Genomic DNA, 22,366 nt, shown 5'->3' with positions numbered 1-22,366 from the left:
GGCAGCCAGACGCTTGGATAAGCGGTGACTGCCCCTTAAATGGGTTGAATTAGTGAATGTCGCGGAAAAGACCAATGACTTTACCAAGAATGCTGACGTTGCGCAGGCGGATCGGCTCCATCGTGGAATTCTCCGGCTGCAGACGGATATGATCCTTCTCTTTATAGAAGGTCTTGACCGTTGCTTCGTCGTCTTCCGTCATGGCAACGACGATGTCGCCGTTTGATGCATTCTGCTGCTGGCGGACGATGACGTAGTCGCCGTCATGAATGCCTGCCTCGATCATGCTCTCGCCGATAACGCTCAGAATGAACACGTTATGGTCGCCCACTTTATCGGCAGGGAGCGGGAAGTACTCTTCGATGTTCTCCGTCGCGGTAATCGGAACGCCGGCGGTAACTTTACCGACGACAGGCACCTTGGCGATCGCAAGCGGGAAGGGAAGCTCGTTGTTATCGCCGTCCAAAATCTCGATCGCGCGCGGTTTCGTCGGGTCGCGGCGGATCAGGCCCTTCTTCTCCAAGCGGTCCAGATGGCCATGTACGGTAGAACTGGAAGCGAGGCTGACCGCTTCGCCGATTTCGCGAACGGATGGCGGATAGCCCTTCTCCCGAACTTCCGACTTGATGAATTCGAGTATCGCCTGCTGGCGGTTAGAAAGTTTCGACACCGGAATCACTCCAAAAGATTCATTTGTGTCAAATTATAGCACAGAACCGGAGTTCGTACAAACATAAGTTCGAGAAACATAGGTTCGTATTTTCGTGCGAACAAACGTTCTAAAAGGTGTTGACTGCAAACGGGTGTTCGTGTTATTCTGAAATCACAAAACAGAACAAACGTTTGGGGTGCTGATCATGATGCAAACAATATCTTCATACTCAACTACTTATAAAGGAAATTCTGCCCAAGTACGGAAGGCTGACCGTTCAAGAAAGGAACGTTCCGTTGAACGGGTTCTTGTCAGAATCGCAGCTGCGTCTCTGCTCTTCGTGCTCTTGTTTGCCGGACTATCGTTAGTAACGGGACATGCTGATGGCGAACGTCCCGCAGGACCAAGCGAAGCCGAACGAGTTATTACGGTCGGCTCTGGCGATACGCTGTGGGAGATTGCAAGCAGCGTTCGCAAGGAAGGCGACGATATTCGACGCATCGTATTCGATTTGCAGAAGCGAAATAACCTAAGCTCCAGCGAGTTGAAGGCAGGACAGACGCTTATTATTCCTTTAAGCAGCTAGAATGTTTTCTCTCATTATATGAATGTCTGGAACAGAAGGCCGAACGGGAACGCGTTCGGTCTTTTTTTGTTTTTCCGTAAGGGTGTCCTGCCAGTGCGGGCGCGAGTCGCTCTTGCCTTGACAATGGGCAATTAAAAATGTCAAAGTAAAGAATGTGATGTTGACCAGAATGACGAGAGGAGCGCGAATAGAATGGAGAAAATCATCGCTCGCATCAACGAGCTTTCCAGAAAGAATAAATCCATCGGCTTGACCCCGGAAGAGCAGGCAGAACGCGACGAGCTTCGCCGCATCTACTTGGACAATTTCAAACGTAATTTCCGCAACCAACTCGATACGATTAAGTACGTGGAAGACGAAGAGGACGGCGGAGACTCGATTAAGCATTAGGAAGACTGTCCACCTAAGTACAAGGAGGGAAACCAAATGCAATATCGGCTATTAGGCCGCAGCGGGCTTGCGGTTTCGGAACTATGCCTGGGCACGATGACCTTCGGCAATACGACGAGCGAGTCGGATTCCATCACGATGATGCACGATTTCCTGGACAGGGGCGGAAACTTCCTCGATACCGCCAACGTATATGTACAAGGTCGTTCGGAAACGATCGTCGGCAAAGCGATCAAGAACCGTCGTTCAGAAGTCGTGCTTGCCACGAAGGTCCGGTTCATGACCGGCGAGCATCCGAACAGCGGCGGCGTCTCGCGCAAACATATCATGGATGCGGTCGAAGCGAGCCTGAAACGGCTGGATACCGACTATATCGACCTCTACCAAGTCCATGTATGGGATCATGCAACGCCGATCGAAGAGACGATGCGGGCCCTGGATGATCTGATTACGGCAGGGAAAGTGCGCTATATCGGCTGTTCGAATTTCTTCGCATGGCAGCTCATGAAGTCGCTTGCTGTCAGCGACCGAAACCGTTACGCACGCTTTATATCCATTCAGCCGCAATACAGCCTCGTCAGCAGGGAAATGGACCGCGAGATGCTGTCCCTCTGCCTCGAGGAGAATGTCGGTATCATTCCGTGGGCTCCGCTTGGCGGAGGATTCCTAACGGGCCGCTATTCCAACGAAGAGCCAACGGAAGGACGGCTGACAGCGAAGCAAGGGGAAAGCTCTTGGGGTCTTCGGGCGACGGAGCAGAATTTCGCGATCCTCGAAGCCGTGCGGTCTGCGGCCGATCAATTGGACAAGACGCCTTCGCAAGTGGCATTAGCTTGGCTGCTGCGGCGCGAGGGCATCACGTCGCCGATCTTCGGCGCCAGCACGCTGGCGCAATACGAAGATAATATGGGTGCCACCGGCTGGACGATGCCGGACGACGTCTGGCAAGCGTTGAACGATATCAGCGCACTGCCGAGCGAATATCCAAACCGGTTTATCGCCAAGTTCGTGCGTCCGTTCTGACGGCGACCAGAGCAAGAAGAGAGAGGCTTGAAGAATGTTAAGGGGGATCAACCGTGTCAAGATCGTGGCAGCGTAAAGTACAGAAAAACCAAGAGCAAATTAACAAGCAGCGCAAAAAACACGGACAAAGTCCGCTAATGTCAGCAAAATCCAGCAAAGAGGGCTTGGATACATACAAGGGCCGCAGCTATCTCATGCCAGCGTTCTTGCTGCTCTTCATCCTGTTCTATGTGATCGTAACCGTCACTTCGAAGGAGTTCAAGCCGGACGACACGATGTTCTGGGTAACGATCGGGCTGTATATTCTGCTCGCGGGCGTTTTCACGCTACGTAGGCCGTATCTGTCCGTGGGTCGCGACTTCGTTCGTTCCCGTCGGATGACGGGAGATCGCGACGTCAATGTCTCCAACATTAAAGCGATTACCTCCCAGAAGGGTTACGTCATCATCGAGCAGCATAAAGGCGGCAACTGGGTCTACTCGCGCGTCATGAACCGTTACCCGACGGAAGCGATGGCGGTTCGTTTGAAAGCTTTCGCGGAACAGCACGAAATCCCGTTTACCGAAAAACAATAAGAGTGGAGTGCAAGAGAGACAATGGCTAAACAAGCAGTCCTGTTCGATTTGGATGATACGTTGCTGTGGGATGACCGCAGCGTGCAGGAAGCGTTCGACGCGACCTGCGAAGCGGCCGCCGCCCAAACAGGCGTAGACGCTAAGGCATTAGAAGAAGCGGTTCGACGCGAGGCTCGCGGTCTCTATGAATCGTATGAGACGTTCCCGTTCACCAAGATGATCGGCATCAACCCGTTCGAGGGATTGTGGGCCAACTTCCTTGAAGGGGAACAAGAGGAATTCCGCAAGTTGCAGAAGCTGGCGCCTGCTTACCGGAAGGAAGCCTGGACGCGCGGTCTGCTAGCTCTCGGCATCGATAACGAAGAATTGGGTGCGCAGCTGGCGGAGCAATTCCCGGCAGAACGCCGCAGACGCCCTTACGTCTACGAAGAAACGTTCGCCGTGCTGAACAAGCTCAAGGGCAGCTACAAGCTGCTGCTGTTGACCAATGGATCCCCGGATCTGCAGCGTGAGAAGCTGGCCGGCGTGCCGGACATCGTTCCTTACTTCGACCATATCATCATTTCCGGCGAGTTCGGCAAAGGCAAGCCGTCCGCCGAAATCTTCCGTCATGCGCTGGACAAGCTCGGTATCGAGCCCGAGCACGGCATCATGGTCGGCGACAAGCTGACGACGGATATACTCGGCGCCAACACGATCGGCATGACGTCGGTGTGGATTAATCGCCACGGCGTGAAGCGCAATGATGAAATCATTCCTACGCATGAAATCAAGCATTTGGAAGAGCTGCTTCCTCTGCTTGCGTAAGCCTTGAAACCGCTATGTTCCCTTGCTGCAATTGCAATGCTAATCTTTACACTGGGGCTAGCTAATCACTGCGAATTCAACAACAAACAAAAGGAGCCCTATCTATGGACGGGGCTCCTTTTTGTTTGTTGTTTTTAAATAGTGAGCGTTAGCGAGAAGTGACCGGAGGTCGGAATGGAGTTGAAGCAGCGTCAGCGGTCGCCTTTGTAGTCTGATTTCTACCGATACTCTCTTACATAATCAAAGAAATCCGAACTACAACAGCGAGCGGAAACCCATTCCGACCGCAGGTCATGCCCTTACGCGAACGAAGGATCCTCGATATTATTCGCAATCCAGCCATCCTTCTCGATGAACAAGCGAACGGCAATGATTTCGCGATTGTCCATCAACGTGAAGAAATGCGCCTTGTTCTCCGGAACGGAGATCACGTCGCCCGCTTCCAGCTCGACGTCGAAGTAGCCCGTCTGCTCGTCGCCTTTGATAATGAAGATGCCGCGTCCGGATACGATGCCGCGGATCTCGTCTTCCGTATGCGTATGAATCTGTTCGAATTTCTTCAGCAGCTCTTCGATATTCGGCGTTGCGTCCGACAGGGTGATAACATCCCAGATCTGGTAACCGCGGCGTGCGGCCAATTCGCGGATCTCGGCATCGTACGTCGAGAGGACTGTGGCTTTCTCTTCGTCGTTCAGCACGAATTTGTTTTGAAGCTCAGCCGGGAGCTTGGCGGCATCCCAATGCTCGTACAATACCTCTTGATTGTCTAGAAACGCGCGAACGTTCTCTTCGCCGGAAATGCGTTCGTTCGTGTTGCGAATACGGATTTCAGCCATACCTATCCCCTGCTTTCAACTTAATTTCGTAATTCCGATAAGAATAATTATAAAACATATTGGTTGGTCTGTCGACAGAGCGGTCGAAGCAAGCGCCGCGAGGTTGGAAATGCCTTTTCACAAAGGTCGAATTCTGATAGAGTATAAGGAAATGATTTTTAGCTGAAACCTTGGGCAGGCCTTGAAAAAAGGTTCGGCTTGCGAGCGGCAGCTTTGGAAGGGAAGTGCACCAATGACGAAACCTACACTACAAGAATCAATGGCGAAACGCATTCTGATTTTGGACGGCGCAATGGGGACGATGATCCAGCAGCGCGACTTGGGACCGGCCGATTTTGGCGGCGAGGAGCTGGAGGGCTGCAACGAAATGCTCGTGCTGACCCGGCCGGACGTCATTCAAGATATACATGAAGCTTATTTGGCCGCTGGCGCGGATATTCTCGAGACGAATACGTTCGGTGCCACCGGCGTCGTACTGGCGGAATACGACATTCCGGAGAAAGCGCGCGAGATCAACCTCGCTGCTGCCAAGCTTGCTCGTGCCGCGGCGGATAAATACTCGACGCCGGACAAGCCTAGATTCGTAGCCGGCGCGCTCGGTCCGACGACCAAAACGCTATCCGTAACGGGCGGGGTGACGTTCGACAAGCTCGTCGACGACTATTACGAACAGGCGCTGGCGTTAATCGAGGGCGGCGTCGATGCCATGCTGCTTGAGACGTCGCAGGATACGCTGAACGTCAAAGCCGGCACGATCGGCATTCACAAAGCTTATGAGGAGACAGGCGTCACGCTGCCGCTTATGATTTCGGGAACGATCGAGCCGATGGGCACGACGCTTGCGGGACAGAACATCGAGTCGTTCTACATTTCCCTGGAGCATATGAATCCGATCTCAATCGGCCTGAACTGCGCCACGGGCCCAGAATTCATGCGTGACCACATTCGCTCGTTGTCGGCAATCGCACGGACTGCAGTCAGCTGTTATCCGAATGCGGGACTGCCGGACGAGAACGGAAATTATCATGAATCGCCCGCGTCGCTTGCGAAGAAGATTGCCGATTTCGCCGCGAACGGCTGGCTGAATATCGCAGGCGGCTGCTGCGGCACGACGCCGGAGCATATTCGCGCCATGGCCGAGACGCTTGCGAACTACGAGCCGCGCAAGCAGTACGGCGAGCATCCGCCGGCCGTTTCCGGAATCGAGACGGTCTTCATTGAAGAGGACAACCGGCCGATCATGATCGGCGAACGGACGAATATTTCCGGTTCGCGGAAATTCAAACGGCTGATCAAGGAAGAAAAGTTCGACGAGGCATCCGAAATCGCCCGTGCCCAGGTAAAGGGCGGCGCGCATGTCATCGATATCAATCTGCAGGATACGGATATCGACGAGGAGTATGCGGTGCACCGGTTCCTGCCGGAAGTCGTGAAGAAGATCAAAGTACCGCTGATGCTCGATTCGACGTACGATCATATCATCGAGCTGGGGCTCAAATATTCGCAAGGCAAGGCGATCATCAACTCCATCAACCTGGAGGACGGCGAATCGAAGTTCGAGAAGATTTTGCCGCTCATTCATCGTTACGGTGCTGCGGTCGTCTGTATTCTCATCGACGAGCGCGGTCAGGCAGTCTCGCGCGAAGCGAAGATGGAAGTGGCGACGCGTTCGTACGAGCTGTTGACGGAGAAGTACGGCATGCAGCCGGAGGATATCATTTTCGACCCGAACATGTTCCCGGTCGGTTCCGGCGATCCGCAATACATCGGCTCCGCAGTCGAGACCATCGAAGGCATCAAGATGATCAAGGCCAAATATCCGCGCGCGAAGACGATTCTCGGCCTAAGCAATATTTCCTTCGGCTTGCCGGATGCGGGCCGCGAAGTGCTGAACTCGGTGTATCTCTACCATACGACGAAGGCTGGCCTCGATTACGCGATCGTCAACACGGAGAAGCTTGAGCGCTACGCGTCCATTCCGGAGGAAGAGCGCCGTTTGGCCGAAGAGCTGATCTATAACACGAACGACGAGACGCTCGCTGCGTTCGTCGCGGCTTTCCGCGAGAAGAAGGTCGTGAAGAAAGAGAAAGTATCCTCGCTGACGCTGGAGGAGCGGCTCGGTTCGTACGTCGTGGAAGGTACGAAAGAAGGCTTGTATCCCGATTTGGACGAAGCCATGGGAAAATATTCGCCGCTCGAAATCATTAACGGACCGCTGATGCGGGGGATGGAAGAGGTCGGCCGGCTGTTCAACAACAACGAGCTGATCGTGGCGGAGGTGCTGCAGAGCGCCGAGGTCATGAAGGCATCGGTAACGTATCTGGAGCCGCACATGGAGAAGACGGAATCCGCGGTTAAAGGAAAAATCATTCTTGCGACCGTTAAGGGCGACGTACATGATATCGGCAAGAATTTGGTTGAAATCATCTTGTCCAATAACGGTTACAAAATCATCAACCTCGGTATCAAGGTACCGCCGGAGCAGTTGATCGAAGCCTATCGGAAAGAGCCGGTCGACGCGATCGGTTTGTCCGGTCTTCTCGTCAAATCCGCGGCGCAAATGGTCGTGACGGCACAGGATTTGCGCAATGCCGGCATTGACGCGCCGATCATGGTCGGCGGCGCCGCACTGACGCGGAAATTCACGAAGACGCGTATCGGTCCCGAATACGATGGTCTTGTGCTGTATGCGAAAGATGCCATGGATGGCTTGGATATTGCCAACAAGCTGATGAACCCCGATCATCGCCGCGCGTACGAGGATGAAATGGCCGCTTTCAAAGCGAACGGCGGCGTAGAAGAGGAAGAGAAGAAGCCGCTTCCCGTTCTGACGCGGGCGGTCAAATCGAACATTTCTGTCGATGCACCGGTATTTATTCCGCCGGATACTGACCGTCACGTTCTTCGCAGTGTGCCGATTCCGCACATCGTGCCGTATGTGAACATGCAAATGCTGCTCGGTCATCACTTGGGGCTGAAAGGCAATGTCGACGCGTTATTGAAAGAAGGCAACGAGAAGGCGGTCAATCTGAAAACGACGGTCGACGACTTGCTCGACGAAGCGGCGAAGGGCTCGCTCCAAGCCCACGGCATGTATCAATTCTTCCCGGCGCAGTCTTCGGGCAACGACATCATCATTTACGATCCGAAGCAGCCAGGCGTGGAGATCAAGCGGTTTACTTTCCCGCGCCAACAGGTTGAGCCGTTCCTATGCCTGGCGGACTACTTGAAATCCGTGGAAAGCGGCGTGATGGATTACGTTGGCTTCCTCGTCGTCACTGCGGGAGAGGGCGTGCGCGAGAAAGCGAGCGAGGCGAAAGAGAAAGGCGATTACCTTCGCATGCACGCGCTGCAATCCGTGGCGCTTGAAGTCGCGGAGGCGATGGCCGAACGCGTCCACCATCTCATGCGCGATACATGGGGCTTCCCGGATCATCCGGACATGACGATGAAGCAGCGCCATGGCGCCCGTTACCAAGGCATTCGCGTATCGTTCGGCTACCCGGCGTGCCCGAATCTCGAGGACCAAGGACCGCTGTTCGAGCTCATGCATCCGGAGGATATCGGCGTACAGCTGACCGAAGGCTTCATGATGGAACCGGAAGCATCGGTATCCGCCATGGTGTTCGCCCATCCGGAAGCGCAATATTTCAACGTCGAGAAAGTGTAAGCCGAAATTTGGCGTACCCTCCAAAGCATGGTATGAACCGTGCCCTTTGGAGGGTATTGTTATAAGGATTGCATTTCGCGTTTGCAGTTTTGATTATCGGGCTTGCAGTGTGCTTCAATGAGCTTTCAGTGGGCTTGCGGTGTGTTGATTATCGAATTTGTAGTGTTAGTAAGCATGGAATATCCTATATCGCGATTCGCTTTGGAATGGAGGAGACAGCGTGCAGCTTACGTTTCTCGGCACAAGCGCGGGCAGGCCGACCAGAACCCGCAACGTCACATCGATCGCTTTGTCGCTGCCTGAACCGCAATGCACCTTCTGGTTGTTCGATGCCGGCGAGGCTACGCAGCACCGGATGCTCGGCACCAAGCTCAAGCTGAACAAGCTGGAGCGGATCTTCATCACGCATCTGCATGGCGATCATATTAATGGACTGCCCGGCCTGCTTAGCAGCCGGAGTTATTTTGAAGGCGCGGGTCCGCTGAACATCTACGGTCCGATCGGCCTGCGCAGTTATTTGGAAACCATCTTCGAGCTGACCGGCGTGCATCTGAATTATGAGCTGAACATCGTGGAAATAAGCGCAGGCGAGGTCGTGGCCGACGAGCGATATATCGTGGAAGCAGCCGAGCTTCAGCACCGCATGCCTTGCTTCGGCTATCGGATTACGGAACGTCCGCAATTCGGGCAGCTCGATCTGCGCCGGCTGGCGGAGCTGAACGTTCCGCCGGGACCATGGTACGGCAGGCTGAAGCGAGGCGAGGACGTCACGCTCCAGGATGGGCGCACCATCAGCGCATCCGATGTCGTCGGCGATATGCAGCCGGGGCGTGTCATTACGATTCTGGGAGACACCCGTCCATGCGAGAACGCGGTCCTGCTCGCGAAGCAGGCGGACCTGCTCGTTCACGAGGCAACGTTTGCGGGAGGACTCGAAGAAAAGGCGGCCGCTTACGGCCACTCGACGTTCACCCAAGCAGCGGAAACCGCCAGAGAGGCGGGAGCGAAGCGGATGATCGTCACCCATTTCAGCTCCCGGTACGATGACGAGCAGGTGGCGGAGCTGGCGAACGGCGTGAAAGAGATTTTCGCCGCGATCGAGCCGGCCGTGGAAATGATCGAATTTCACGTACCTAAGCCTTCGCGTAGCCATGACGGATGAGTACGACCATGCATGAATGTCGCGAGCTTTATTGAATGTCCGGTATTGCGCCCTCGGATGGGATGTCGAAGCGATTCGACCCTGCCGGGGGCTTTTTCGTTGCATGGTGATTCGCTGCCGCGCTTTTTTGACTTCTCGCTAGTCAAGCGAACAGATATTCGCTAAAATGGTGCATATAAGAGGTGAGCCGTTTTATGTTGAAAAAGAAAAATTTGCCTGAACTGATTCAGGATCTGCGCCATAACGATAATGTCATCCACTGGCATGAAATAGAACCAAGAGAAGCCAAGTCAAGGCCCATACCCGAGAGCGTGGATACCCGTATTCGAGATGCGCTCGTCAAGCGCGGCATAACGGAGCTGTATACGCATCAGCATTCTGCCTATCAGGCAGTAGACAAGGGCGAGAATATCGTTGCCGTCACGCCTACCGCTTCGGGCAAGACGATGTGCTATAACCTGCCCGTCTTGCAGGCGATCGCCGCTGACGACACGAGCCGCGCGCTCTATATCTTCCCGACCAAGGCGCTGGCGCAAGACCAGAAGAGCGAATTGAACGAGATCATCGGCGAGATGGGCATCGATATTAAAAGCTACACCTACGACGGCGATACATCCCCGACGATCCGACAGGTCGTACGGAAGGCGGGCCATATCGTAATCACGAATCCCGATATGCTGCATTCGGCGATCTTGCCGCACCACACCAAATGGGTGAGCCTGTTCGAGAATTTGAAATTCGTCGTAATCGACGAGCTGCATACTTATCGCGGGGTGTTCGGCAGCCATGTGGCGAACGTGATCCGCAGATTGAAACGGATATGCAAGTTTTACGGCAGCGATCCCGTCTTCATTTGCACGTCGGCAACGATCGCCAATCCGAGAGCCTTAGCCGAGCAGTTAACGGGCAGCCAGATGCGTTTGATCGATGACAACGGCGCGCCGAGCGGGCGAAAACATTTTGTCTTCTATAACCCGCCGATCGTCAATAAACCGCTCAATATTCGCAAAAGCGCGACGGTCGAAGTCAACCAGCTGGCGCGCGATTTTCTCAAAAACAAAATCCAGACCATCGTATTCGCACGAAGCCGAGTGCGCGTCGAGATTATATTGAGCCATATTCAAGAGTTGGTCCGAAATGAGCTGGGGGCCAAGTCGATTCGCGGCTACAGGGGCGGTTATCTGCCGAAGCAGCGGCGGGAGATCGAGCGGGGACTTCGAGACGGGGAGATACTCGGCGTCGTCAGCACGAACGCGCTTGAGCTTGGCGTGGATATCGGGCAATTGCAGGTGTGCATCATGACGGGTTATCCCGGGAGCATCGCGAGCACTTGGCAGCAAGCGGGCAGGGCAGGCAGACGCCATGGCGAAGCATTGATCGTCATGGTTGCCGGGTCCACCCCGATCGACCAATATATCGTCCAAAATCCGGACTATTTCTTCGAACGTTCGCCTGAATTCGCCCGCATCAATCCGGAAAACCTGCTTATTCTCGTAGACCATCTCAAGTGCGCGGCGTACGAGCTTCCGTTCAAGGAAACCGAGACCTTCGGTCCGCTCGACGTGGCGGATATCATGGACTATCTCGTTGAAGAACGGGTGCTGAACAAGAACAAGGATACGTTCTATTGGGCGAATCTCGCTTTCCCGGCAAGCAATATCAGCTTGAGATCCGCATCCCAGGAAAATGTGGTGATCGTGGATCAGACCTATACGGGCAATGTCAAAATCATCGGCGAAATGGATCGCTTCAGCGCGATGACGCTGCTTCATGACGAAGCCATCTATCTTCACGAAGGCGTACAATACCAAGTCGAGAAGCTGGATTGGGAGCATAAGAAAGCGTACGTGCGCGAGGTCGACGTGGAATATTACACGGATGCCAACCTGGCGATTCAGCTGAAGGTGCTGGAGATCGACAGGAGCCGGGAGCGGGACGGCGCCGCCATCCATTTCGGCGATGTGACGGTCAACGCGATTCCGACGATTTTCAAAAAAATCAAGCTGACCACATTCGAAAATATCGGATCCGGGCCTATTCATCTGCCCGAGGAAGAGCTGCATACGAGCGCAACCTGGCTGGAGCTGAAGGACGTCGATCCACGGCTCGGAACGAAGGCGCTTGAACAGCTGCTCCTCGGAATCGCCAACGTGATGAATCACATCGTGCCGGTGCTCGTCATGTGCGATCGGAGCGACGTGCACGTCGCGGCGCAAATCAAAGCGAACCATTCCGGGCTGCCCACGATATTCGTGTACGATCACTATCCCGGCGGCATCGGTCTCGCGGACGACGTCTATAAGCGCTTCGACGAGGTAAAGGCCGCCGCGATCGACCTGATCCGAAAATGTCCCTGCGTGGACGGCTGTCCTTCGTGCATTAGCTCGGACATCGAGGGCATGGACGCGAAGAAGAAGAGTCTTCTGTTGTTGGAGGGATTGTAACATGTCAGGTTACGTATCCATTATCATTTCGCCTGATCCAAGTCAATGGATCCAGCTTGAACAGTCAGCGAAAGCGGGTGTTTCGATATGAGCGGGCTGAGAGACCGGCTGCTTCGGCTTCGAAGCACGCAGGCCGCGCAGGCAGAACGGCTCGCAGGTATGCCAGAGAGTGCTGTTGAACCTTCTATGGGAGCTCCTGTGGAATCGTCTTCTGTCGATGTTGCCGACGATATTGAGGTGCATTCGACGAATGCATCCGATGATGGCATGCAATGGAAGAATACGGAGGAAACGGGCGAAATCAGCTTTGAGCATTCCAGCGGAGAGATCGAACCCAACATGCCGGCACTCGAGCCAGCATGGGAAGAGATCGGGGTTCAGCTGATCGAGTCGGCGGAAGGCGATTTTCTCGTACGCGAGAGCCGCTACCCTTTGTCTCACTGGCACGGCTCGCATCGGCTCGCCGAGCTGATGGAGACGCAGCCGTCTTTGGCAGCCTTTAACCGAGACGACAGCGGCAGCCGAGGCGCGATGAATCTGCTGTTTCTTGACTTGGAAACGACGGGACTCGGCGTTGGCGCGGGCAATGTACCGTTCATGGTCGGGCTGGCCTATGCACAGGAAGACATGTTTATCGTCAAACAGATGCTGATCCGCCATCCTGCCGAGGAACGGGCCATGATCGGCTATTTGCGCGCGCTGCTGCCAAGCTTCTCGCATCTTGTCACTTACAACGGCCGCACGTTCGACTGGCCTGTCTTGTACAATCGGTTTATATTGCACGGGTACCGGACGTTTGATTGGAATCCGGTACATATCGACCTCCTTCATCCGTCCCGAGCCATCTGGCGCAACACGCTCGTATCCTGCAGGCTCAGCCATGTGGAAGAAGAGCGGCTCGGCATCAAGCGCGAAGACGATGTGCCGGGATCGTTGGCGCCGGCGATCTATTTTCAATATCTCGCCGACGGGAATCCGGAGCCGCTGCTCGGCGTCTTCCAGCATAACGAGACGGATATGCTCTCGCTGGCAACGCTTGCGATCCGTTTCGGCCATTTTCTTGGCGGCGGGATGGGAACGCATATCCCGCTGCCGGATGAAGCCGAGGAGCTGCTTCGCACGGGGTTATGGCTGGAGCGGATGGGGAAGACGGAGATCGCGGAACCGCTGTACGCCCGGTTTGCCGTACACGCGCGGCCGTCCGTGAAGTGCCTATGCCTGCTGGCCGAACGCGACAAGAAATGTGGAAATTGGCATCGGGCTGTGTTATTGTGGCAGAAGGCTGTGCATCTGTCAGCCGATTTGACATGGCCGGACTATGAGGCTCATATTGAGCTCGCGATGTATTACGAGCATCGCACCAAGGAGCTCGAGCAGGCGCTGCTCTTGGCGGAGCAGGCGCTCGAGATGGCGGCACGGCGGCAAGCCGGCCACCGTCTGCAGAGCAAGCGAAGAACCGAGCTGGACTTGATTCGCAAACGGATCGACCGTTTGCGCTTGAAACGATCGAAGGGGTGAGCATCATGGGGAACGGGGTCAATCACCTCCGGGGATTGTTGATCGATTTGGATGGGACCTTGTATCACGGGAGCAACATGATTCCCGGCGCGGATGCATTGATTGGCGTGCTGCGCAAGGAAGAGCTCCGCTATTTATTCGTAACGAACAATTCGTCCGCATCGCCGGAGGCCGTGGCAGAACGGCTGAACGGTATGGGGATACCGGCGGTGGCGGATGACGTCTGCACGTCCGCGCAAGCGGCAGCCGCCTATATTGCGGAACGCAGCCCAGGCGCGCGCGTTCACGCGGTCGGCGAAGCCGGGCTTCTTGCCGCGCTTCAGGAAGCGGGTCTGCAGCTGGACGACGAAGCTCCCGAGCTGGTCGTGCAGGGGATTGACCGTTCGCTGACCTACGATAAGATCGCTGCCGCCGTCCGGCATATCCGAAACGGCGCGCAGTACATATTGACGAACCCCGATCTGCTGCTGCCGTCGGAGAACGGCTTGATTCCCGGCGCGGGCTCGATTTCCGCTGTCATCCGGGCCGCTTCCGGCGTGCAGCCGATCGTGATCGGCAAGCCATCCGCGATTCAGATGCATTTTGCTCTGAAGCGTCTCGGCCTCGAAGCGAATGAAACCTGGGTGGTCGGGGACAACCCGGCGACCGATATCGCGGCGGGAAATGCTGTAGGATGCAAGACGGTGCTAGTATTAACTGGGCTAGCAACAGCCGACAATTATAAAGAGCTGCTTGCAGCGGCAGAATGCGGGGCCGACGAGGTTATCGCTGACCTGCATCGTTTGCAGGAATGGCTCGGCAGCCAGCTGACCGAACAGAGGCAGCGCTGATAGGAAGGAAGTTGAAGGCATGCCGGAATATCCGGAAATGGAACATTACCGCAGATTGCTGGCTGAACGCATTGCCGGCCAGCCCATTACGAAGGTGCTCGTGACGAGGCCGAAGTCCATCAACGTTCCCGTCGATACGTTCGAACAGGAGCTGATTGGCCGTACCGTCTGGTTCGTCGAACGGCGCGGCAAAATGATACTCTTTCACCTCGATAACGGAAAAAGGATGCTGCTGCATTTGATGCTCGGCGGACTGATCCGGTACGAGTCGCATACATTGCTGACGCCGGAGGGGCTGCCGCCCGAACGGCCCGATCGGACCGTTCAGGTGACGATCGGATTCCCGGCGGGCGACTTGTGCTTTATCGGCTTGCGGCTGGGTTATCTCCACTTGCTCAGCCAGAAAGAAGCGAACGCGCGGCTGGCGGAACTCGGACCGGACCCGTTCGATCCAAGGCTGACGCTGGAGGCGTTCAAGGAGCGCTTCAAGAGCAAACGCGGCTCGTTCAAAACCGCGTTCGTCGACCAGCATGTCATCGCCGGAATCGGCAATTGCTACGCGGACGAAATCGCATTCGAAGCGGGCATTCGCCCGGACGCGAGAATTAACGCCATAGAACCAGCATCCTGGGAACGTATATACGAAGCCATGCACGCCGTGCTTAACGATGCTGTCGCGCATGGCGGCTATATGGAGCTTCCGTTGACCGCCGACGATACAGTGACCGGCGGCTACAACGACCATTGCCGCGTATACGATCGCGGCGGGGAGACTTGTCCGCGATGCGGCGCCGAGATCGTCCAAACCGAGCTGAACTCGCGCAAGCTCTTTTATTGTCCGTCCTGCCAGAAGGACCGGTAATCGGAGATGCGGGCCGGACTTCATGTATCCACGCGAGGCGGTTACCGCGAAGCGGCGAGAACGGCGGCCGCTTGCGGGGCGCAGGCGTATCAGTATTTTCCCAAGAATCCGCGCAGTCTGTCGGTGAAATCGTTCGACCGCGCCGAGGCGGTCCGATGCGCCGAATTTTGTTCCGAGCATGGCCTCGTATCGATCGCGCATTCGCCGTATCCGACGAACGTCGCATCGGAAGATGCCGAGCATCGCGCGCGGACGGTCATATCTTTGTTGAACGATCTGGAGATCGCCGAGGCCTGCGGTTCGCTCGGCGTCGTCGTTCATTTCGGCGTCTACAAAGGACCCGATCCGCTGGAAGGGTATCGGAACGCGGTCGTCACGCTGAGCGAGATCGCGCAGCAGTGGAGCGGCAAGGCGAAGCTCCTCATCGAGAATCAAGCCGGCGATCATACGTTCATGGGCACGACGATGGAAGAGCTGGCGCAAATCCGCGGATTGTGCACCGGTTCCGACAAAATCGGCTTTTGCCTGGACACCTGCCATCTGTTCGCGAGCGGCGTCTGGGACGGAAGTACAGATGCGCTATGGTTGGATAAGGCGGCCGAGCTCGGCGTGATCGATCATCTCGTGGCCGTTCATTTGAACGATTCCGTCTTCCCGAGCGGGGAAAAAAGGGACAGGCATGCTGTCCTTGGGGAAGGATACATCGGCGAGCCGGGCTTAGCGTGGCTGTTGCAGCATCCGCTGCTTGCAGCTACGCCGTTTATATTGGAAACGCCTTCGGGGAAAGACGGCACGCATAAGGGACAAATGGATCTTATTCGGCAATTGGGAGGCTAATCACGATATGATCAACGTCTATTTGGATGATTACAGGCCATGCCCGCAAGGGTTCGTGCTCGCGACGACAGCAGAGGAATGCAAGCTGCTTCTGGATCATGAAGAGGTGGACGTGCTTTCCCTGGATTTCGAGCTCGGCTGGGGGCAGCCGAACGGCTTGGAGGTAGTACAGCATATCGTGGACAGCGGTCGCTATCCGCGCGAATGCTATTTTCACACTTCCAGCTCGGCGGGGCGAATAAGCATGATTCATTTGCTGCAGCAGCATGCGCCGCCCGAAGTAATCATCCATCATGGGCCGATGAAACAGTAAGCTTGGGAGGGGATTGGCATGATCTCATTAACGGACATTACGTTCCGCCGCGGGGATAGACAAATTCTTAATGGCATTAATTTAAGGATGAACAAAGGGGAGCACTGGGTTATCCTCGGCCGCAACGGCTGCGGCAAGACGACGCTGCTCGAGATGATGACCGGCTACGAGTTTCCGACTTCAGGGAAAGTCAACGTGCTGGGCTATCCGTACGGCGAATGCGACGTGCGGGAGGTCCGCAAGGAGATCGGTTATATCAGTCAATCCGTCATGGAGAAGCTGACGCTTCGCGATCCGGTCTGGGAAGTCGTGGCGACGGGCGAATACGCATTTCTCCGTTTCTACCAGGAGATCGACGAGGCCGTTCGTTTGAAGTCGTTGTCGCTGCTGGACGAAGTGGGATTGCTGCATGTGGCCGAACAGCCGCTCGGTTCGCTTTCCCAAGGCGAACGGAAGAAAGTGATGCTTGCCCGCGCGCTGATGCTGAATCCGAAGCTTCTTATTATGGACGAACCATGCGCCGGTCTGGATCTCTATGAGCGCGAGAAGCTGCTGATCGACCTTGACCGGCTCGGGGCGCGCGATATGATGGTCGTGTATGTTACGCATCATATGGAAGAAATCGTTCCGCTGTTTACGCATGTCGCGCTCGTGCAGAACGGCGAAATCGTGGCAGCCGGACCGAAGAAAGACGTCTTGAGCGCGGAGTGGCTAAGCTCCGCTTATGATTGGCCCGTGGAAGTTCATTGGGCAGACGACCGCCCGTGGATAAGGGCATTATCAGGAGGAAGAACGTAGTGACAGAATGGATTGGAACCGCGAATCACGGCTTTGCCTCGCTTGCGATGGAAGAGCTTCGCAGAATGATTCAGGGCATTAAATTTACGCAGCTTATCGCGGGGGAAGTATTTCGGATGGAAGTGCCTCTGTACCGCGAGGAGATGCTGGCGAAGCTGCAGGAGAGCGAGCCGATTTTTCTGCGGCATATCCAGCCGATCGATCGCATCGTGCCGATTCAAGGCAGCGCCGACGATCTTCAAGCGCTTTCCGAGCTTGTACGCCATGCGCGGATGCGCTGGGAGAACGGATCGACGGCGATTCATCTAAGGCGCGTCGACGGCACGTCATTCCCGTATTCCGCCGCGGATACGAAAGCGGTGCTGGATGCCGTGATCATGGAGCTGGGCGGGGAAACGACGATGCAGTCGCCGGAACAAATTCTGTCCATCTTCGCAGGACAGAGCGAGCTGTACGTCGGCTGGGGAACTCCTGCCGAGCAGCTGTCGGATTGGCCTGGAGGCGCGATTCGTTTCCAGCGCGAGGACGGACAAATTTCGCGGGCGAAGTTTAAGCTGCTGGAGGCGGAACGGGCATTCAAGCTGTATCTGGAGACCTTCCGGGAAGCGCTCGACATCGGCGCGGCACCGGGCGGATGGACGCAGCTGCTCTTGGAGCGCGGCCTTCGCGTCACATCCGTCGATCCCGCGGAGCTTCATCCGAAGCTTGCGGCCTATCCGCGTTTAACGGCATTAAAGAAGAACGCTTCGGACGTTCATTTTGCTCCGGGCACCTTCGATCTGCTTGTGTGCGATATGAGCTGGAGCCCGATGCAAATGGCCAAGCTGGTGCTGGAGAAAGCCGATGCGCTGCGCGACGGAGCGGCAGCCGTGATTACCGTCAAGCTGATGCATAAGAAGCCGCTGCAGACGATCAAGGACGTCGTTGCGAAGCTGGAGACCGTGTTCGAGCTGCGCAAGGCGAAGCAACTGTTCCACAATCGGGACGAAATTACGTTATACTTGGTCAAACGATAATTATAGCGACGCGTACAGGAAAGCATCCTGAACGGGCAGGCCGACGGTCTGTCCCTTCAGGGTGCTTTTTTGCGTGAACGGGGAGGCATGGCGCAATGGAACGCGAGGGTTTGGCAGCGTTGGAGAACGGTACAATAATCGGAGGCCGTTATCGCATTCAGGGACGGATCGGCAAAGGCGGCATGGGCGAGGTTTATGCGGCGGAGGATATGCGGCTGCATGGGAAGATTCGCGCATTGAAAGTAAGCAAGGCAGAAGAAGGCGGCGGGCAACGAAGCGCAGAGGAGGCGGGCCTGCTGATGCGGCTGGATCACCCGCATTTGCCATTGATCGTGGACTATTTTCCCGCTGCGGGGAACGGCGGCTTTGAAGTGATGGTGATGGATTACATTGACGGGATGACGCTGCAGGCCTATCTGGAACAACAGGACGGCTACATTGCTGCGCCAAAAGCGATTGACATCGGCCTGCAGCTGGCGTCGGCGCTTGCTTACTTGCACGGGAGGCAGCCGGCTATCATCCACCGGGACCTGAAGCCGACGAATGTGATGATCGACCACAACGGTTTCGTGCGGCTGATCGATTTCGGCATCGCGCGCGAATTCAAGCCGGGACAGACGAAGGATACGGTAACGCTCGGCACGCCTGGGTTTGCCGCCCCTGAGCAGGAGGGAAACCAGCAGAGCGACGCAAGAACGGACGTATTCGGTCTAGGAGCACTGCTTCATTATTTGCTGACCGGCGGGGGTAAAGTGGGACGGGGGCAATATGGTGGAAATAGACATTATGGAGAAGGTAAGCAGTATCGAGACGAGAGGCCGGGGCAGTATGGGCATGTTGGCTTTTTCGACGATCGTGGATCCGGTGCGGGCATTGGATTGCTTGGCGGATCGGCAGCGCTGACGGCGGTCATCGGACGAATGACCGACCCCGTCCCGGCATGTCGGTATGCCACTATGAAGGAAGCTGGACTTGCGTTGTCTGCTTGTTTGCTTGAAGGAGGCGTTCCAGAAGGAATAGCCGCTCATTCGCAGATGACAGCATCAAGGAAGGTGTCGGCGCTGCAGCGGCAGCGGTCCGTTATTGTCGCTTCATTGTCTCCGGGAGCGGGGGCTACCTTTACGGCGCTGACGCTGGCTCACCTTCTGGACCGGGAAGCGGGGCCTGCTGTAGCCTGCGTCGAGCATCCCTCCTTGGAACCGGAATGGCATGCGCTGCTTCCCGCTGCCGACAGGCGGCAGACATGGACGAGTCCGATCGGAGACAATCGGTATCGGATTCTTGCATCGACTTCATCGCGTCTCGTCTGGTGCGCGCTGGATCCGACAGTGTCTGGTGCATCGGAGCAAGCTGCGGATCTTCAATTGAAGCATCGCCTCATGATGCAGAACATTGAAGCCTCGGTCTTTATCACCGACGTGTCCAGCCGCTGGCTCTCGCCGGATATGGAGCGCCTGCTGGCGTCTTGCGACGACCTCCTCTTCGTGGTGGATCCTTACCCGGCCAAATGGACGATTCAACGGCTGGCAGCGGCGAAACGCATTTGTTTCGAACGCGAACGCGAGGGGCGGTCGACCTGCTGGATCGCAAACAAAGACGGGAAATTCGCCGCCCGCGGCGAATGGCTCGCCTCGATGCCGGTTAGGCCTAGTTGTTCGATTCCGCAGCTGCCGGCACAAGAATGGGCCGATGAGGTATGGAAGGGACGTTGGGCAACGGCAAACGCGAGATGGGCTGCGCAGCTGGAACGCGCCTTGCAGCCTGTGTTGAAGGGCATCTTCGCTTCGCGATGACTCCGATTGCTGCGGTTCTATGCTACAATGATGTCCATAGCGCCTTAAGTGCAGCGCTTACAAACTTGCATGCCCGATGCTGACGGTGCTGCTCGGACCTGTCCGAAGCTTGCATTGACGGACATGCTTATTTATGATTATGGGAACGGGCCCCTTCGGCCCGCAACAGACTAGAGCAAAGTAGGTGCAGAGATAGTATGAACGAACGCATTCTTGTCATCGAAGATGAAGACGGCATTGCGCGGATTCTTCAGCTCGAGCTGGAGCATGAAGGTTATTTCGTCGGCCGCGCTTCGGACGGCAGGAGCGGTCTGGAGCAAGCGACGAACGGCGAATGGGACATGCTGCTGCTCGACGTGATGCTGCCCGAGCTGAATGGAATCGAAGTGCTTCGGCGAATCAGGCAGGCCGGCAATCCGATACCGATTATTCTATTAACGGCGCGCGATACGATTCCGGACAAAGTCAGCGGATTCGAGCATGGCGCCAATGATTATATAACGAAGCCCTTTGCAATGGAGGAGTTGCTTGCCCGCGTGCGCAATCTGCTTCGCATCTTCCAGGCGCAGCCGAAAGAGGCCGAGAGCCCGGACGTGCTGAAGGCCGCCGATCTCTCCATCGAGCTTCGCACGCGCAAAGTGTACCGCAAGGATCTCCCGATCGAGCTGACCCCGAGGGAATTCGAGCTGCTCGTCTATTTGGCGGAGCACCGGAACGAAGAGAAGTCCCGCGAAGATATTTTGTCCGAAGTATGGGGCTACGATTTTATCGGGGAGACGAACCTGGTGGACGTCTATATTCGCTATTTGCGGCAGAAGGTCGACAAGGGTTATCGCCATAAGCTTATTCATACCGTCCGCGGCGTCGGCTACATGCTGAAGGAGCCTGATGCATGACGCTTCGCCGGCGATTTACGTTTTTTACGATTTTTTGGCTTATTTTTATATTGATCTTGTTCAATATTTTCGTTTATTTGTTCGTCATTAAGATCACGATTCGCAGCGAGGATCAGCTGTTGACGAACAAGGTGAATATTCTGCTCGAAGACCCGCGGATCAACGATCCCCATCAGCTGGCCAATCCGGATCTGCTGCGGGATTATTATAATGTCAGCGAATTGATGCGCGTTATCGACAGCAGCGGCAAAGCGGTCAATACGCAGGGCTCCGATCCGGAGCTGCTTGCGCTGAAGCCCGACTTCTCCAAGCGGCATGATACGGGTATGTTCTTCATCGAGGGACGCCGCGTGCTTTATATGAAGGTGCCGCTCTTTCATAACAATGAAATCATCGGTACGCTGGAGCTTTACCGGAAGCTTACGCTGCTCGACAGTTATTTGAAAGTACTGGTCATTGCGCTGACGATTACGAGCATCGGCGCCATTCTGTTCGCTATTTTCGGCACGTATTGGTTTACGTCTCGGCTGACCTCGCCGATTCAGCACATGGTGCAAACGATGCGGGAGATCGACCGAAGCGGGAAGCTGCGCAAGATCGAGCTGGCCCAGCGGGACCAATCCGCGGAGCTGCTGCAGCTCGCCAGGGCGTTCAATCAGATGATCGAGCGGCTGGACCGGACCTTCGAGCGGCAGAAGCAGTTCGTTGCGGACGCATCCCATGAGCTGAAGACCCCGCTTACGGTCATTAGCAGCTATGCCGGCATGCTGAAGCGCTGGGGCAGGGACGATGCCAATATCCGGGACGAAGCCATCGAAGCGATCAGCAAAGAATCGCAGCGGCTCCAAAATCTGACGAAGTCGATGCTCCAGCTGGCGCAGGCCGAAACGGAAGACTGGCTCAAGCTGGAGACGTTCAATCTCGTGCAGCTGGCCGATGAGACGGCGGACATGCTTCATATGACGTTCCAACGGATGATCCGCGTCCATACGACGAACAAGCAGGATATACGGCTCAGCGCGGACAAGGAAAAGATCCGCCAGCTGCTCGTTATCCTAATCGATAATGCCATTAAATACAGCAAGGAACCGATCGATATCAGTCTGTCGATGCACAAGAACGTCGTCCGATTCTCCGTGGCGGATAAAGGAATCGGGATCCCCGAGGACGAAATGCCGTATTTGTTCGAGCGCTTCTACCGGGTAGACGGCGCGAGAAGCCGCACCACGGGCGGCGTCGGGCTCGGTCTGTCCATCGCCAAGCGCATCGTTGACCTGCACGAGGGCCAAATCGACGTCTTCAGCAAGCCCGAGCAGGGAACGACCATATCGATCGCGATTCCGCAAAAAAAATAAAAC

General features: G+C 55.9%; 20 protein-coding genes. 18 read left to right on the top strand and 2 right to left on the bottom strand.

Annotated elements, in window-relative coordinates:
• Positions 1–49 precede the first annotated feature (49 nt).
• Positions 50–670: a transcriptional repressor LexA gene (gene lexA, locus AC0YNU_RS01870; RefSeq protein ID WP_161694504.1), complete on the bottom strand. Its 621-nt coding sequence runs from the start codon at positions 668–670 to the stop codon at positions 50–52.
• Between the two features lie 187 nt (positions 671–857).
• On the opposite strand from lexA, the gene AC0YNU_RS01865 reads away from it, so the two are divergent.
• From AC0YNU_RS01865 to AC0YNU_RS01845, 5 genes are all read left to right on the top strand, one after another.
• Positions 858–1,238 carry a LysM peptidoglycan-binding domain-containing protein gene (locus tag AC0YNU_RS01865; RefSeq protein WP_475752615.1) on the top strand — a complete coding sequence of 127 codons (381 nt, stop codon included), beginning with the start codon at positions 858–860 and terminating at the stop codon, positions 1,236–1,238.
• Between the two features lie 192 nt (positions 1,239–1,430).
• Positions 1,431–1,628: a DUF896 domain-containing protein gene (locus AC0YNU_RS01860; protein ID WP_475752614.1), complete on the top strand. Its 198-nt coding sequence runs from the start codon at positions 1,431–1,433 to the stop codon at positions 1,626–1,628.
• 36 nt (positions 1,629–1,664) lie between these two features.
• Positions 1,665–2,651, top strand: coding sequence for an aldo/keto reductase (locus tag AC0YNU_RS01855; protein WP_475752613.1), 987 nt, complete (start codon positions 1,665–1,667; stop codon positions 2,649–2,651).
• 53 nt (positions 2,652–2,704) lie between these two features.
• On the top strand, positions 2,705–3,226 hold the full coding sequence (locus AC0YNU_RS01850) for a hypothetical protein (protein WP_475752612.1): 522 nt from the start codon (positions 2,705–2,707) through the stop codon (positions 3,224–3,226).
• Between the two features lie 21 nt (positions 3,227–3,247).
• Positions 3,248–4,033 (top strand): HAD family hydrolase, encoded by a 786-nt coding sequence (locus AC0YNU_RS01845; protein ID WP_475752611.1) that lies wholly within the window; start codon positions 3,248–3,250, stop codon positions 4,031–4,033.
• Positions 4,034–4,332: 299 nt separating this feature from the next.
• On the opposite strand, the gene AC0YNU_RS01840 is transcribed toward AC0YNU_RS01845, so the two are convergent.
• Complete coding sequence (locus AC0YNU_RS01840) at positions 4,333–4,869, bottom strand: 1,2-dihydroxy-3-keto-5-methylthiopentene dioxygenase (RefSeq protein ID WP_475752610.1); 537 nt, start codon at positions 4,867–4,869, stop codon at positions 4,333–4,335.
• A 232-nt stretch (positions 4,870–5,101) separates the two neighbouring features.
• Here AC0YNU_RS01840 and metH point away from each other — a divergent pair, with 232 nt between their 5' ends.
• From metH to AC0YNU_RS01775, 13 genes are all read left to right on the top strand, one after another.
• Entirely contained in the window at positions 5,102–8,539 is a 3,438-nt protein-coding gene (metH, locus tag AC0YNU_RS01835; protein WP_475752609.1) for a methionine synthase, read from the top strand.
• Positions 8,540–8,759: 220 nt separating this feature from the next.
• Entirely contained in the window at positions 8,760–9,701 is a 942-nt protein-coding gene (rnz, locus tag AC0YNU_RS01830) for a ribonuclease Z (protein WP_475752608.1), read from the top strand.
• 197 nt (positions 9,702–9,898) lie between these two features.
• Positions 9,899–12,145, top strand: coding sequence for a DEAD/DEAH box helicase (locus AC0YNU_RS01825; RefSeq protein ID WP_475753922.1), 2,247 nt, complete (start codon positions 9,899–9,901; stop codon positions 12,143–12,145).
• Positions 12,146–12,343: 198 nt separating this feature from the next.
• On the top strand, positions 12,344–13,663 hold the full coding sequence (locus AC0YNU_RS01820; protein WP_475752607.1) for a ribonuclease H-like domain-containing protein: 1,320 nt from the start codon (positions 12,344–12,346) through the stop codon (positions 13,661–13,663).
• Positions 13,664–13,668: 5 nt separating this feature from the next.
• On the top strand, positions 13,669–14,493 hold the full coding sequence (locus tag AC0YNU_RS01815; RefSeq protein WP_475752606.1) for a TIGR01457 family HAD-type hydrolase: 825 nt from the start codon (positions 13,669–13,671) through the stop codon (positions 14,491–14,493).
• A 19-nt stretch (positions 14,494–14,512) separates the two neighbouring features.
• Positions 14,513–15,355, top strand: a complete 843-nt coding sequence (locus AC0YNU_RS01810; RefSeq protein WP_475752605.1) for an Fpg/Nei family DNA glycosylase — start codon at positions 14,513–14,515, stop codon at positions 15,353–15,355.
• Between the two features lie 6 nt (positions 15,356–15,361).
• Complete coding sequence (locus AC0YNU_RS01805; RefSeq protein ID WP_475752604.1) at positions 15,362–16,192, top strand: deoxyribonuclease IV; 831 nt, start codon at positions 15,362–15,364, stop codon at positions 16,190–16,192.
• Between the two features lie 7 nt (positions 16,193–16,199).
• A complete protein-coding gene (locus tag AC0YNU_RS01800) occupies positions 16,200–16,505 on the top strand; it encodes a cyclic-phosphate processing receiver domain-containing protein (RefSeq protein ID WP_475752603.1) in 306 nt (101 codons plus the stop codon).
• Positions 16,506–16,523: 18 nt separating this feature from the next.
• Positions 16,524–17,303: an ABC transporter ATP-binding protein gene (locus AC0YNU_RS01795; RefSeq protein ID WP_475752602.1), complete on the top strand. Its 780-nt coding sequence runs from the start codon at positions 16,524–16,526 to the stop codon at positions 17,301–17,303.
• A complete protein-coding gene (locus AC0YNU_RS01790; protein ID WP_475752601.1) occupies positions 17,303–18,319 on the top strand; it encodes an SAM-dependent methyltransferase in 1,017 nt (338 codons plus the stop codon). The genes AC0YNU_RS01795 and AC0YNU_RS01790 overlap by 1 nt, the downstream gene beginning before the upstream one ends.
• A gap of 95 nt (positions 18,320–18,414) precedes the next feature.
• On the top strand, positions 18,415–20,112 hold the full coding sequence (locus tag AC0YNU_RS01785; protein ID WP_475752600.1) for a serine/threonine-protein kinase: 1,698 nt from the start codon (positions 18,415–18,417) through the stop codon (positions 20,110–20,112).
• A 197-nt stretch (positions 20,113–20,309) separates the two neighbouring features.
• The gene (locus AC0YNU_RS01780; RefSeq protein ID WP_475752599.1) at positions 20,310–21,008 is read left to right on the top strand and encodes a response regulator transcription factor; all 699 of its coding nucleotides are present in this window, start codon (positions 20,310–20,312) and stop codon (positions 21,006–21,008) included.
• On the top strand, positions 21,005–22,363 hold the full coding sequence (locus AC0YNU_RS01775) for a HAMP domain-containing sensor histidine kinase (RefSeq protein WP_475752598.1): 1,359 nt from the start codon (positions 21,005–21,007) through the stop codon (positions 22,361–22,363). The genes AC0YNU_RS01780 and AC0YNU_RS01775 overlap by 4 nt, the downstream gene beginning before the upstream one ends.
• Positions 22,364–22,366: the final 3 nt, after the last annotated feature.

Source organism: Paenibacillus sp. J31P316, assembly GCF_056269105.1.
This window is presented reverse-complemented; position numbering and strand designations above follow the sequence as displayed.